This window comes from Mesorhizobium sp. ArgA1 (assembly GCF_053714375.1).
The window spans coordinates 95511-109084 of record NZ_JBSKBQ010000012.1; the positions used below are offsets into that span (position 1 = coordinate 95511).

Annotated in this window: 12 protein-coding genes; 2 read left to right on the plus strand and 10 right to left on the minus strand. The window is 59.0% G+C overall.

Translation table 11 applies throughout. The features are described from left to right. Positions 1-566 precede the first annotated feature (566 nt). The 3 genes from ACWGTI_RS23160 to ACWGTI_RS23170 all read right to left on the minus strand — a co-directional run bounded on the left by ACWGTI_RS23160 (position 567) and on the right by ACWGTI_RS23170 (position 3392). Positions 567-1316 (minus strand): 3-keto-5-aminohexanoate cleavage protein, encoded by a 750-nt coding sequence (locus ACWGTI_RS23160; protein WP_454589260.1) that lies wholly within the window; start codon positions 1314-1316, stop codon positions 567-569. Positions 1317-1422: 106 nt separating this feature from the next. Further along, positions 1423-2079 (minus strand): rhomboid family intramembrane serine protease, encoded by a 657-nt coding sequence (locus tag ACWGTI_RS23165; protein WP_454589261.1) that lies wholly within the window; start codon positions 2077-2079, stop codon positions 1423-1425. Continuing rightward, a complete protein-coding gene (locus ACWGTI_RS23170; RefSeq protein WP_454589262.1) occupies positions 2079-3392 on the minus strand; it encodes a hydroxyacid-oxoacid transhydrogenase in 1314 nt (437 codons plus the stop codon). The genes ACWGTI_RS23165 and ACWGTI_RS23170 overlap by 1 nt, the downstream gene beginning before the upstream one ends. Before the next feature lie 253 nt (positions 3393-3645). Here ACWGTI_RS23170 and ACWGTI_RS23175 point away from each other — a divergent pair, with 253 nt between their 5' ends. Together ACWGTI_RS23175 and ACWGTI_RS23180 are read left to right on the plus strand one after the other, a co-directional pair. Continuing rightward, positions 3646-4488, plus strand: a complete 843-nt coding sequence (locus tag ACWGTI_RS23175; RefSeq protein WP_454589263.1) for a transketolase — start codon at positions 3646-3648, stop codon at positions 4486-4488. Continuing rightward, positions 4481-5431 carry a transketolase family protein gene (locus ACWGTI_RS23180; RefSeq protein WP_454589264.1) on the plus strand — a complete coding sequence of 317 codons (951 nt, stop codon included), beginning with the start codon at positions 4481-4483 and terminating at the stop codon, positions 5429-5431. Before ACWGTI_RS23175 ends, ACWGTI_RS23180 begins: the two co-directional genes overlap by 8 nt. A gap of 59 nt (positions 5432-5490) precedes the next feature. On the opposite strand, the gene ACWGTI_RS23185 is transcribed toward ACWGTI_RS23180, so the two are convergent. From ACWGTI_RS23185 to ACWGTI_RS23215, 7 genes are all read right to left on the minus strand, one after another. Further along, positions 5491-6192: a GntR family transcriptional regulator gene (locus ACWGTI_RS23185; RefSeq protein WP_454589265.1), complete on the minus strand. Its 702-nt coding sequence runs from the start codon at positions 6190-6192 to the stop codon at positions 5491-5493. A 115-nt stretch (positions 6193-6307) separates the two neighbouring features. Beyond that, entirely contained in the window at positions 6308-7075 is a 768-nt protein-coding gene (locus ACWGTI_RS23190) for an ABC transporter permease (protein ID WP_454589266.1), read from the minus strand. 10 nt (positions 7076-7085) lie between these two features. Further along, complete coding sequence (locus ACWGTI_RS23195; protein WP_454589267.1) at positions 7086-8306, minus strand: ABC transporter permease subunit; 1221 nt, start codon at positions 8304-8306, stop codon at positions 7086-7088. Between the two features lie 78 nt (positions 8307-8384). Beyond that, positions 8385-9425, minus strand: coding sequence for a polyamine ABC transporter substrate-binding protein (locus tag ACWGTI_RS23200; RefSeq protein WP_454589268.1), 1041 nt, complete (start codon positions 9423-9425; stop codon positions 8385-8387). Between the two features lie 35 nt (positions 9426-9460). Beyond that, entirely contained in the window at positions 9461-10903 is a 1443-nt protein-coding gene (locus ACWGTI_RS23205) for an amidase (RefSeq protein ID WP_454589269.1), read from the minus strand. 12 nt (positions 10904-10915) lie between these two features. After that, complete coding sequence (locus tag ACWGTI_RS23210; protein ID WP_454589270.1) at positions 10916-12046, minus strand: ABC transporter ATP-binding protein; 1131 nt, start codon at positions 12044-12046, stop codon at positions 10916-10918. Between the two features lie 23 nt (positions 12047-12069). Further along, positions 12070-13446, minus strand: a complete 1377-nt coding sequence (locus tag ACWGTI_RS23215; RefSeq protein WP_454589271.1) for an aminotransferase — start codon at positions 13444-13446, stop codon at positions 12070-12072. Between the last annotated feature and the right edge of the window lie 128 nt (positions 13447-13574).

Sequence of the window (13574 nt, forward strand, 5' to 3'; positions counted from 1 at the left end):
AGTTGGAATTGAGCTGCAGCGCTGTCTGCAAATGCAAGGCCCCATCGGCATACCGACTAGTCTGAATCGCTGCCGCGCCTAGCGCAAAGTGAGCCTGGTAGGCGAGGAAGTCGAAGGGGCTTAGCCGTAACGCCCGCTCTGCCAGAGCGGTCGCCACAGCCGGACGACCCGCGAACGCGTTTGTGAGCGAACCGAGATACATCGCTGTGGCGCAAGAGGGGTTCAGGCGAAGAGCACGCTCAGTCGCGGTCAGGCCTGCCGCATGATCCTTGCTCAGCATCGTCGTGACAAAACCCGCGACTGCTAGTGCGGTGGCGTCATCCGTACTGCTGACAAGCGCTGCACGAGCATGTTCAATTGCCGCCAACTTATCGGCCTGGCCAAAACCGGCCCGCGCGAACCACCATTCGTGACACCATGAAAGCCCCAAAACTGTACTTCGGGCGAGACCAGCCCGGTGTTGTAGGGCGTCTGCTGGTCGGGCAAAGATATGTTACTATCACACCAAATCCATGTGACGTCTTTGTGCCGGGCTCCAGCGTTCGGCGACTGGCTTCGGGATCTTGTCACGCGGCTGATCGCTCGAGGTCATGTCCTCCTCGGAAGATCTCGACAACCTTGGCAACCAATGCGGCGTTATCGCGAGCGACAGCACCATCGGGCAGAAGCTTGCCATCTTCAAGGCCGATACGAGTCGAAAAGCAACGTTTGCGTGCTAGTTCGACGAACGGCCAGACCGTAGCGTCAAAACCGTGCAGCAGAATGGGACGCTGGACGTTTGCGTGTCCCAATGTCCGTAGGATACCTTCCCCAATCTCTCGAGCTGCGCGGAAGTCTTGCTCAAAATCGAGTTCGATGAGTACGCGAAGGACCTGCTTGCAGCCTTCCAAACAGACGTACCGCTCAGCATCTGCGACAGTTGCCAGACCGACCTCGATGCCGACACCCCTCTGCCGCAGGAGCTGCATAACCGCAGGCGCATCGTTCTCAGCCAGGTTAACGGAAGCGTAGTCTGGCAACAGGTCCTTGTCCCAGTGACGGATGGCCTCCCGCGTTCGGTCTTCATCACCTTCGATCCAAGCGCCGGTCGATACCCCGACAAGCGTTCCTGGGCAGGCACGCCGAACAGCATCAATCGTTTCGTCAACGGCCAAGAGGCTTTCCCGACCGTCGGGGCTCCTCGGATGAATATGGAGCTCAGCGGCGCCTGCCGCGACCGACGCAGCAGCGTCGCGCGCAATGTCCTCAACCGTGAGCGGCAGCAGAGGGTGGAAATCACGCGACCGCGCACCGTTAATACAAGCCTGAACAATCATTGGTCACTCTCCTGTAAATTTGGGTCTAGCCGGACAAATCACGGCGCTCAGGCGCGCCGTGGAAATTTCAACACGTGGGGTGCGCTTCGCAGAGCGCGTGTCAAACCTAGTCAAGGACAAGCAGGCGACGGAAAACAAGGCCAAATGCCGCGCCAAACAAGAAGCCCGACGCATGTCCGGGCTTAGGGTAGCCGGCATGGAAAAGATCCAACGCAATTCCCGGAACCACGACGAGCGCAATCAACGAGGCGGTCAGCACTCGGCGGGTTGATGAGGAGAAAGCGAAAACAATCGCGCAACCGGCAAATGCGAAATTCGCCTGAGATGCGCCAGACCCGACGTTCCACCGCTCTTCTATGCCAATAGTGCTCAATAGTGTGGCAAGTCCTCCGGCCAGCAACCAGATCAGAAGCGTCGTTATGCCTCCAACTCGTCTCTCTACCTGGCTCGCAATTAGGACGAGGCAGATCACGTTAAGCAGCATATGTAGCAGTTTGACGTGAATCAGCTGCGCGGAAGCCAGCCGCCAAAGTTCGAAATTTCCAACGTCCTCAAACGTCGTCCCACCATACTCTCTAAGTGAAACTACGCTTACCACTCCAAACCACGACCCGCTAACTTTGTAAGTCACTAGAACAGATACGACTGCCGTTATAAGCGCCAATGTCGCAGCGACCGGCTGCAACAGTCGACATACAAGGGGACTGGCTGAGACATGAGGCCGAATCGACAAGCTCTCGTTTTCGCGACTGCCCGGGTTCATCACCAGTTTCGCATCGACGTCCGGAAGATTTCCAAAAGATCGGAACGGCCAACTGGCTTAGGACTGAGTTCAAGCAATCTCGCCTGATCGGCTGCGCCAGCAACCAATCCGCCAAGATCGGCCGCGCCATAGCCGACGTGTTCGAGCCCGGCCGGGGCTGACACCTTCTGCATGAACTCGGTAATAGCTCTCGGCAACGCCTCCCGTCCATCGTCGGACGTATCCGCCCCCGACAAGACACTGGCGGCATGCAGATGTCTGTCTGGCGCGGAATCGAAGGTAAAACGGAACACGGCCGGTGCCGTCATGGCAACTGCAAATCCATGTGGGACGAACGGATGGTCTGACGGATAGTCTGGTGATTTGTACACCTTGGTTTGTGTCGCGATCGGATACGAGCAGGCATGGGCAATGTGCACGCCGGCTGAACCGTAGCCCACGCCCGCCAGCATCGTGCAAAGCATCATCGCTGTACGAGCCTCGAGGTCGGTTCCATCATTTACTGCCCGTGGCAGGTAGTTGGAACCGAGATCGATCGCTTTAAGTGCCCAGTCATCGGTCAGTGAACTGCGCCCTTGGTAGGTCGAGCGACGCTCAGGCCGGACCCGCGGTCGAGATGTCATCGGGCGTGCTGTGAGACTCTCTAGCGCATGGCATACCAGGTCAAGCCCACAAGCGGCCGTAACATACTTCGGGGCGCTCAAGGTCAGAAACGGATCGAGGATTGCCGCGACTGGGCGCATGGAACGATGCGTCACTCCGACCTTCAAGTTCAGGCTCTCGACATCTACCACAGCAACAGACGAGGCCTCAGATGCCGACCCCGCTGTCGTCGGTAGAGCGATGATCGGAAGCAACCTCCTTATGGGGAGTCGACCAAGTCCGACGGGCGGTCGCAAGTAGTCGTGAAGTTGCCCGCCGTCGCTTGCCAGGAGATTGGCGAGTTTCGCGGTATCGATGGCTGAGCCGCCTCCGAGCACAACAATTGCCTCCGCGCCGGAGGCTTGAAGGAAGGCCTGAGCAAGCTCGACGCTGGAGCAATTGGGCTCGCACCGGATGTCCTGGAACAGCGAAAACGACGCTCCCGCGTTCCGGATCTGCAAAAACACCTGCTCCAACGATGGCGTCGAAGCCATAGCTGGGTCCGCCAGCACCGCCACCTGTCTCACTGCCATCGGGCGAAGGACGTGATCGAGTTCGCTTAGCGCCCCAAGCCCAAAGTGAATCGGCGTTAGGTCGACCGAAAGGACGCTTTCACGCCCTTCGCGAGGGGCCGCCATCATCTCGGCGATACTGTCAGTTGCCCAAGTCATCTAGCGCCTCACTTCAATGCAGTAAGCAACTCGCGAGCAAGCTGCGTCGCCCCCGCCGCCGAACGCCTTCCGGGGCGCAGCGAGAGTGACCCCGCACCTGCTCGTTGGCGGGACACCTCCTCAAGCTTCAAGGGCGGTTCCGCACACCTCTGGCATCGACTGTCCTATTGGATAGATCCATAATCTATAAGATGCAAGAGTTGATTTATAATTTATAAGATGCAAGAAGGCACATCGCAAACCGGAGGCGTCCATGACAGGAAATCGAACACCACCTGACGGCGCGGCTATCGCGCTGCTGCAGCAGAGAGCGATTCAGCTCAAAAAGAACATGCTTGTTCAAGCGCGGGGGAAGGGCCAGGGCTATCTCGGCCAAGGGCTTGGGATCGCCGAACTATTTGCGGCCATGTATTTTCATGAGCTCCGTTATGACCCACAAGACATGACCGACTCGGATCGCGACCGGTTCCTGGTCTCGACGGGCCATTATGCGATTGCGCTTTGGGCAGCTTTCGCGGAAATCGGCCTCATCGATCGCGCTATCCTTCCCACGTACGGCGCCGATGGTGGTCAGATAGACATGACGACCTTCGACGCCGTTCCGGGTGTCGAAATGACCGGCGGCTCCCTGGGGCAGGGTCTAGGCGTTGCCGTGGGCATTGCGTTGGCTCACAAGCTCGACGGTCGATCCGCACGCACCTTCGTCGAGATCTCGGACGGAGAGGTCCAGGAAGGATCGACGTGGGAAGCGGCGATGTCAGGCTCGGCTTTCAAGCTCGACAATCTCGTTGCCCTGGTGGATTGCAATGGCATCCAGGCCGACGGGGCCATCGTGATGAATATCGAGCCCATTGCCCAGAAATGGCAGGCATTTGGCTGGGACGTTGTCGAGATCGATGGCAACGACATGGCCCAGATTGTCGACGCCCTCATCTGGGCGCGCGCCATGAATCAGGCTCCCAAGGCAGTGATCCTGAGAACGAAGCCCGGCAAGGGACTGCCGACGCTCGAAGCACGTGAAAAGGCGCATTTTATCCGCGTCGAACAGGATGAATGGGATCTGCTAACCCGCGAACTGGAGGAGCAAAATGCTTAATTCAGACAGGAATCCTCAAGCGGATAGCGGCAAGCGTAGCATCCAGGCTCCGTTCGGCGCGGCCTTGGTAAAACTCGCCTCTGATCACGACGATATCGTCGGGCTGACCGCCGATCTTGGGAAATACACCGATATCATGCCGTTCGCCGCGGCCTATCCGGACCGATATTTCAACGTCGGCATGGCCGAACAGAATCTGATAGCGGTCGCTGCCGGTATGGCCAAGGCGGGCAAGACGCCGTTCGTCACCACCTATGGGGTCTTCGCCACGCGACGTGCTTATGACTTCATCGCGGTCGCCTGCGCGCACAGCGATCTCAACGTCAAGATCTTCGGCGCGTTGCCTGGGCTGACGACGTCCTATGGCGCCTCGCATCAGGCGATCGAGGATTCCGCCTTGATGCGGGCAATTCCCGGCCTGACCGTTATCGATCCTTGCGACGCGGCGGAAATCATGGACGTGGTGAAGGCCGCCTATGATACGCCGGGCACTGTCTACGTCCGGCTTCAACGCGGCAACGTGCCGATGGCCCTCCCCGCAGATTACAGCTTCAAGACGGGAAAGGCGCAGATCGTCAAGACCGGGACGGATATCGGCATCATTAGCACCGGTATTTCCACAGCGCATGCACTCGATGCCGCTGCCCGGCTTGACGCGGCCGGCAAGTCCGTCGCCGTCCTGCACGTCCCGACATTGAAGCCATTTGATTGCTCTGCAGTGACCCAATTCGCCAAGTCTTTCGGTCAACTGGCAACGGTGGAGAATCACGTGAAAGCGGGCGGACTTGCCACGCAGGTCGCAGAATGCTTGTTCGACGCCGGCATAGTGAGGAAACTGCAGCGTATCGGCCTGCCTGACGCCTTTGTGGAATACGGCTCTCCAGCCTATCTCATGGACAAATATGAGATTTCCGCCACGAAAATCTTCGAAGCCCTTCGTTGAACAGAAATGGGCGTCGACCGAGGCGCCCATTTTCGAAGGCCAAGATTACGTCGGCGACGTCACGCACCATCGCGTTGGATGAAGCTGAGAATGTTCTCCGCGCCCAATTTGATATCGCGCTGAAGCGCCTCGCGAGCGGCGGCGCCGTCGCGGTCGGCAAAAGCTCGCAGGACATTGATATGTTCTTCCCCACCAAAATGGATCAGCGGCATACCGCCATAGTAGATCGAGTGGATCGGGCCCATCGAGACCCATAGCGTTTCGATCTGAGCAAACAGCATGCGCAGCCCCGACGCCTCACAGGCTCCGAAATGAAACTGCCTGTTTGCCGTGATCGCGACCTCGGTATTTTTTCCTTTCTCGGCAGATACATATTTCTCGTTGATCTTGCGAAGCTCGTCTATGCGTTCCTGGCTGATACGGCTCGCAGCCAGTTCTGCTGCGAGGCCTTCCAGCGCAATCCTTATTGTCATCAGCTCGGTAAGTCGTGTGACTGTCAGATCGGGAACCGTGACGAAGCGCCCTGACCGAAGTTCAAGCGCCTGTTCGCTGACCAGCCGGATACAGGCCTCGCGGACCGGAGTGGCGCTTGCCCCCATCATCTGCGCCAGGTCCTGCACGACCAGTCGCTCGCCCGGCCGGAAACGGCCTTCCATGAGAGACTGCCGTAGGGCCACATAGCATCGTACAGAAAGACTGCCCTGCTCCAGCCGGGTTACAGGCGAGGTCGGCACGGCAATCATGGATGCAGCCTTGGACATTGGTACTCCGATTTCTGATTGCTCCTGGTCCGGATCACATTTCAGGACCAGCGGCAATGTCAATCCATAAGTTATAGGTTGCCGTGAAATCCCGGATTATCTCGCGCACATGCTGTTAGCGGCGGCGAAGCACACCCAGGAAGACCATCAGCAAGATCGTTACCAGCAGCAGAATCGCCGACATCGCCAAGATGGACGGATCGATATTGTCCTTGATGCCTTCGAACATCTGGCGCGGCAAAGTTTTCTGTTGCGGCCCACCGATAAAGATCGCCACGACGACGTCGTCGAAAGACGTGACGAAAGCGAAGATCGCCCCGGCGATGACACCGTTTGCGATAAGCGGCAAGACGATCGTAAAGAACGCATGGATCGGCGATGCGCCAAGGCCGGAGGCTGCCTGCAGCAACCTGTTGTCGAAGGTCTGCAGGGTCGAGGAGACCGTGATCACGACGAAAGGCACGCCGAGCACAGTGTGGGCGATGACGAGGCCTGAGAAGGTCGCTACCAGCCCGAGCTTCGCGAACATGAAGTATGTGCCCACCGCTGTTACGACGACGGGCACAATCATTGGTGAAACAATCAGCGCCAGCACGAGGCTCGAGCCACGGAAGTTCTTCCGGGTGAGGCCGAAGGCGGCAGCCGTGCCCAGCACCGTTGCCAGGGCGGTGGAGAGACTGCCGACGATCAGGCTGTTCTTGAGCGCGAACATCCAAGGTACTGGCTGCAAAACCTTCTCGTACCACTGCAGCGAATATCCCGGCAGCGGATAGGACAGGAAACTCGCGGAGCTGAACGAGATTGGCAGGAACGCCAGCAGCGGCCCCAGCAGGAACAGCATCATGATGCAGGAGTAAGCCGTTACGATCCGATTGGTTTTCACGGGAGCCTCTTCATTTCAAAGCTACTATCCGCGAGAATCCGAGGAGCCGGCCGAAAGTGCCGAAGATAAGCAACACGGCTGAAAGCAGAACCACGCCGAGGGCCGCGGCCATGCCCCAGTTGATGACGCTGTTGGTGTGGAAGGCGATAAAGAAGCTGATCATATTGTCGCCTGCTCCACCAACAAGCGCAGGAGTGATGTAGTAGCCGATGGCGATGATAAAGGTCATCAGGCAGCCGGCGCCCACACCTGGCAAGGTCAGGGGCAGATAGACCTTGAAAAATCCGAGGAAAGGATGAGCTCCAAGCGACGCCGACGCCTTCATGTAGTTCGGTGAAATACCCTTCATGACGCTGCGGATCGGGAGAACCATGAAGGGCAGCAAAATATGAACCATCACGATATAGAGGCCGGTGCGGTTGAAAATCAGCTGCAGCGGTTCGCCGATCAGGCCCAGCCGGGTGAGAAAGCTGTTGACCACGCCGTCCTTCGACAGGACCACGATCCAGGCGCTGGTGCGAACCAGCAACGATGTCCAGAAGGGCAGGATGACGCTGAAGGTCAGAGCCGCTGCAAGTCGACGCGGCAGGACGGTGATCGCAAAGGCAATTGGATAGCCAAGGACCAGGCAAAGCAGCGTGACAGTGCCGCCGATCTGAAATGTGCGTAAGAACGTATCGAGATAGACGCGTCGATCCTCCTCGACGCGGACAATATGGCCGAAATCGTCTATCTTGAGGTCGAACGCAGCGAGAAAAAAAGCCGGTGTCAGACGAGCCGTCGCCCGGTTCAAGGCCAACCAGTAGCGAGGGTTCGCCCAGCGAGCGTCGATCTTGGTCAGTTCGTCTCGGGCAGATGTGCTGGTCCGATCAGCTTGCAATCGACGCGCAGTCTTGAAAAGCAGCGCACGATAGCCAGGCCCCTCGAAATCCAGCCGCCGCGCCGCCTCCCCAAGTGCCATGGAATCCTTATTCGACCTCAGGTCGAGGGCCAGTGCCGAAAACACGGCGTCGGGCGGAAGCCCCTGCCCGTCCCAGGTCGTTATCGCTTCGCTGAGATGCGGCAGCACCGAGGGCACTTCGCCGTTGCGCACCGAATAGCTCAGCATGACCACCAGCGGAGAGAAAAAGAAAACGGTGAGGAAGACAACGAGTGGCGCGGACAGCAGGATCGGCGAGCTCGTCAGTTTCGCGCGCCTGATAGCTTGCTCCGGTACATGAAATTCGTTCACTGGCCGATCCAATCGATCGCTGAATTGAAATCCCGGCCCCGGAAGGTGGAGACCACCCGGGGCCTGGTTACCTGCCGGTTATCGCGCACGCCAGGCTTCGAACCTGGCTGTCAGATCCGCATCATTTTCCGCCCAGAACGCAGCGTCGAAGGGGATCGCATTCTTCAGGTTCTGCGGTGCAGTCGGCATGGCCTCGGCGGCCTTCGGAGAGACCATCGCGATCGCCTTCTTGTTCATGATGCCGTAGGCGATCTTCTCGGGAAGCTTCGACTGGATTTCCGGCTGGCTCGCAAATGTGAGAAACTTTTCCGCCAGATCCTTGTGAGGGGAGCCCGACACGATGCCCCAATAGTCCTGGCCATACATCTGCCCGTCCCATACAAGCGCGAAGTGCCGGCCGTTCTGGTTTGCCGTTGTCACGCGACCGTTGAACGCCGTCGTTACCGCGACGTCGCCAGCTGCAAGCCGCTCGATGGGCTCGGCACCGGTCGACCACCAGACGATCTGCGGCTTGATCTCATCGAGCTTCTTGAACGCACGCGCCACACCTTCGTCAGTGGCCAGCACCTTGTAGAGGTCCTCGTTCTTGACGCCATCGGCCAGCAGTGCGGCTTCAAGGGTCAAGCGCGCGGACGCTCTCATACCGCGCTTGCCCGGCCACTTCTTCAGGTTCCAGAAATCGACCCAGTTCTTCGGGCCATCGGCGATGCGATCCTGATCATAGGCAAAGACAAACGACCATGCGAAAGCACCGACGCCACACGGCTGTACCGCCTGGGGCAGGAAATCCTCGGTGTTGCCGATCGTGGACCAGTCGAGCTTCTGATAGAGGCCTTCGTCGCAGCCGACTATCATCTCGGCGTGATCCAGCTGGACCACGTCCCAGGTTACGTTCTTGGACAGTACCATGGCACGGATCTTGGCCTGCTCGCCGGCGTAAGAATCCTCCGAGAAACTGATGCCAACCTCCTTGGCAAACGGTTCGAAGAAGACCGCACGCTCGGCATCCTGCAGTACGCCGCATGCGCCGACCAATGTGATGTCGCTGGCATGGGCGACTTGCGCAGCGATCAGGATGGCCGCTGCGGACAGCAAGGTGGAAATGGGGTTCGTTCGCATGTTTCAGTTCCCTTTGATTTGATGTTTTTGTTGGATCACGATTTCAGGTCGGGCTTCCTATCGGCCCACGGTCTCGCCTCCTCGAGTTGTCGCGCCAGGTTGAAAAGCAGTCCTTCCTCGCCGTAGCGCGCCGTGAATTGCGTGCCGACCGGCAGGTTCTCGGCATTCCAGTGAAGCGGAACGCTCATGGCCGGCTGCCCGGTCATGTTGGCGAATGTCGTGAAGGCGAGGAATTCGATGAAGCGGTCCATGACCTCGTCTCCGCCATGTACGCCCGCATCAAAATGGCCGAGAAGCGGTGGCGGCGAGCCAAGGGTCGGAGTCAGCCAGAGATCATATCGGCTATGAAACTCGGCGATCCTGCGCGCGAAGCCATTGAAGAACACGATGTCCGTCAGATATTGCGCAGCGGTGACCCTGATGCCCTTCTCGAAAAGGTAGCGATTGAAGGGCTCGGATCGTTCGACTGCTGTGTTGACGGCGGTACCCGTGCGCTGCGACAGCAATGACAGCGTACGGGTCGCCGTCAGCGTCCAGAGCCGCCGATACACTTCCTCATATTGTGCAAACGAGAAATCCGGCGCGTCGAACTCAACCTGATGGCCAAGATCTTCCAGCAGACGCGCCGCCTCGTGAACGGCCTCCTTGCAGCTTGGGTCAACGGGCGTTCCAAACATCGAGACATCAGCACACGCGATCCGCAGGCGTCGCGGGCGGCGCCTCACCTGCTCGGTGAAACTGGAGCGCTGCACCGGGGCGTAGTAGGGATCGCCCGGCATTCCGCCAGCTGTCAGGTCCAGTAATGCCGCGCTGTCTCTGACCGATATCGTGACCGCATGTTCCACGCCGATACCGGCGACGCTGCCCTCTCCGAAGTCGGGTCCGTGGGTGATCCGTCCCTTGCTGGGTTTCAAACCAAAAACGCCACAACAGGAAGCGGGAATGCGTATGGATCCTGCCCCGTCATTGGCATGTGCCGCCGGGACCATCCGGGCGGCGACAGCGGCCGCCGATCCGCCGCTGGAACCGCCACTGGACCGTCGTGTGTCCCAGGGGTTGCGTGTGGGGCGGAATAATTTCGGCTCAGTCGTCCCGAGCGTGCCGAATTCGCAGGTATTGGTTTTTCCTAGCGTTACCAGGCCGGATTTCCGGTAGCGCGCCATGAGCTCGCTGTCATGCGGCACGGGCCTGTCGATCAGCAGAGGGCTGCCGGCACTGGTCGGAAGACCCGCATAATTGATCGCCAGATCCTTGATGAGGAACGGGGCCCCCGACAAAGGCGGCGCGCCAAGGCCCGCCAGGTTCGCGAGATCCTGCGCCGGGTCGATCGGGCGTATCACCGCGTTGATGAGCGGGTTGACAAGATCGATCCGCGCCTGGGCGGTTTCGGCCAGTTCGGATGGCGTAACATCCTTGGCGGCAACCAGCGCGGCAAGGCCGACAAGGTCTGTCTCCATCAGATTATTGTTGCTCGGCATTTTGTCCTCTGCTCATGCGCAAAAGGCGATGCAGTCTTCGGCAGCCCAGGTGAGTTCACACCGGTCACCGGGATTCAGGCCGAGCCCCTCGGCAACGTTTAGTTGCTTGACCAGCAGCCGGGTGCCGGCATCGGTCTGGGCGTGAAATTGGAAGTGATCTCCGAGATAGATCCGATCGCGGATGGAGGCAGTCAGCTGTGCGGCGGAGCTGTTTCCCGCGGCGCGGAGAGAGATCTTCTCGGGTCGAATTGAGATGATAGCTCGCTGGCCCTTGTAAAGGCCGTTGGTCGCGCGCGCTTGTGTGCTTATTCCGTGATCGATGATGAGCGTCGCCAACCCATCTCTGACAGCGACGACCTCACCTTCAATGGCGTTGTTGTCGCCGATGAAGCCGGCCACGAAGCGTGTCTGCGGCGCATCGTAAAGCGCGCCTGGCTTGTCGAGTTGCTCAATGCGCCCGCCGTTGAAGATCGCGATGCGGTCCGACATGGTGAGCGCTTCGGACTGGTCATGGGTTACATAAACGACAGTCACGCCAAGCTCCTGATGCAGGTGCTTGATTTCGAGCTGCAGGTCTTCGCGGAGCCTCTTGTCCAGCGCACCCAGCGGCTCGTCCATCAGGATAAGTTCCGGCTGGAAAACGATGGCGCGCGCTAGCGCCACGCGCTGCTGCTGTCCACCCGACAGAAGCGTGGGTTTTCTTGCAGCGAACTCACGCATCTGCACCATATCGAGAGCGCGGTTCACGCGCTGGGCGATGACAGCCTTCGTCAGCCTCCTTACCCGCAACGGGTAGGCGAGGTTTTCTGCGACAGTCATGTGTGGAAAGAGGGCATAGTTCTGGAACACCATTCCGATGTTCCGCTTGTGGGCCGGAAGATTTTCGATCGGCCGGCCATTGAGATAGATCCGACCGGCACTCGGAGCCTCGAAGCCCGCGAGCATCATCAGCGATGTCGACTTGCCCGATCCGGATGGACCAAGCAGGGTCAGAAACTCACCTCGAACGATGTCGAGGGTCAGACCGCTGATGACGACGTTGTCCTGGTCATAGGTCTTCGACACATTCTCGAAGCGAACAACGACCTCCGCCTGAGAGGGAAGTGCACCGTCCGTGTCACTCTCGCTGATACGCTGAAGCATGAATGCCGTTCCCAGTTCCGCACTTAACGTGACGTTCTTATTGATTGCTGGCCGAGGACGTCTTCGAGCGCTTGATGGACGATCTCCACCAGCTGTTCCGTCTCCGTTTCACTGATCTGGAATGGGGGGCAGAAGGCGATCGTGTCGCCCATGTTCCTGACGAGCGCGCCGCGCCGTCGGCATGCCATCTCGATTTTCGCACCGATGCGCTCTTCAGGTGCGAACGCAATGTTGTCTTTCCGATCGGCGACGATCTCGATTCCGCCGAGCAGGCCTACACCACGGATGTCGCCGACAAATTCATGATCGGAAAATCTCTGCCGAAGCGACGAAAGCAGGTGTGATCCGGCGCTACGTGCCAGCCCCACGATATCGATTTCCTGGTAGATCCTGATCGCCTCCACAGCGACGGCGGACGTCACAGGATGACCCGAATAGGTGAAGCCATGGCCAAACACCCCGATCGATGCGGCCTGGTCGGCAATGGCTTGGTATATCCTGTCTGATATTATGACGCCGGCAATCGGCATATGCCCTGCCGAGAGGCCCTTGGCTATCGACACCATATCCGGTTTGATCTTGAAGGTTTCGGATCCAAACCAGTTTCCCGTGCGGCCAAAGCCGCAGATGATCTCGTCGGCCAGTAGCAGAATGTCGTACCGGGCGAGCACCTCCTGAATCAGCGGGAAGTAGTTCTCTGGCGGGATAAAGACGCCTCCGGCCCCCATCACCGGCTCGGCAATCATCGCTGCGATATTGTCGGCGCCTTCCGCGAGGATCATCGCTTCCAGTTCGCGGGCGAGCCTCGCACCAAATGCAGCCACGGATTCGTTCGGTTCCGCCTCCCGGAAATAATGGGGTCGCCTTGCGTAGAGGACATCCCCAGTCGGCAGGTTGAATGCCTGGTGCATGTTGGGCAATCCGCACAGCGCTGCCGCCATCACGGTACTCCCGTGATAGGCTCCTTGCCGGCTGATGATCTTGCGCTTTTCCGGCTTGCCTCGGGCGCAGTTGAAATACCAAGCCAGCTTGATCATGGAGTCCGTCGCCTCGGACCCGGTACTGGCCAGGTAGATCTTGCAGGACGGGATTGGCGAGATTTCCTCGATCAGTCTCACCAACTCCGCGACCGGCTCATTCGAGCGGTGATTGGCAGTGTGATAGGCGCCAAGCGTGCGCATCTGGTTGTATGCGGCGCTCGCAAGTCGCTCATTGGAAAATCCGAGTGAGGCGCACCAAAGCCCCGACATGCCTTCGATGTAGCGGCGACCGGAATCATCGACCACGGTAGCGCCGCGGCCCTCCACAACCATCAGCGGCCCCTCGGTTTCATGAACGCGCGGGTTGGTCTGCGAGTGCAGGTGCAGCTGGATCTCGGCTGCGCGATGAATGTTGCTCATGCCCTCGGGTTCCCCGGATTTCCGACAGCGCAACGGTTGTATCCGCTTGCACTTATGACTTCGCACTTATAACTTATAGATTGTAGATTACAAGAAGCGGATTCGCAAATTGCGCGCCGCGCCGCCAA

Excerpts from the sequence above, each read along its gene's own strand:
- ACWGTI_RS23170 (WP_454589262.1), bottom strand. The coding sequence starts at position 3,392 with ATGACTTGGGCAACTGACAGTATCGCCGAGATGATGGCGGCCCCTCGC.
- ACWGTI_RS23200 (WP_454589268.1), bottom strand. The coding sequence starts at position 9,425 with ATGCGAACGAACCCCATTTCCACCTTGCTGTCCGCAGCGGCCATCCTG.
- ACWGTI_RS23175 (WP_454589263.1), top strand. The coding sequence starts at position 3,646 with ATGACAGGAAATCGAACACCACCTGACGGCGCGGCTATCGCGCTGCTG.
- ACWGTI_RS23210 (WP_454589270.1), bottom strand. The coding sequence starts at position 12,046 with ATGCTTCAGCGTATCAGCGAGAGTGACACGGACGGTGCACTTCCCTCT.
- ACWGTI_RS23215 (WP_454589271.1), bottom strand. The coding sequence starts at position 13,446 with ATGAGCAACATTCATCGCGCAGCCGAGATCCAGCTGCACCTGCACTCG.
- ACWGTI_RS23165 (WP_454589261.1), bottom strand. The coding sequence starts at position 2,079 with ATGAACCCGGGCAGTCGCGAAAACGAGAGCTTGTCGATTCGGCCTCAT.
- ACWGTI_RS23160 (WP_454589260.1), bottom strand. The coding sequence starts at position 1,316 with ATGATTGTTCAGGCTTGTATTAACGGTGCGCGGTCGCGTGATTTCCAC.
- ACWGTI_RS23185 (WP_454589265.1), bottom strand. The coding sequence starts at position 6,192 with ATGTCCAAGGCTGCATCCATGATTGCCGTGCCGACCTCGCCTGTAACC.
- ACWGTI_RS23205 (WP_454589269.1), bottom strand. The coding sequence starts at position 10,903 with ATGCCGAGCAACAATAATCTGATGGAGACAGACCTTGTCGGCCTTGCC.
- ACWGTI_RS23180 (WP_454589264.1), top strand. The coding sequence starts at position 4,481 with ATGCTTAATTCAGACAGGAATCCTCAAGCGGATAGCGGCAAGCGTAGC.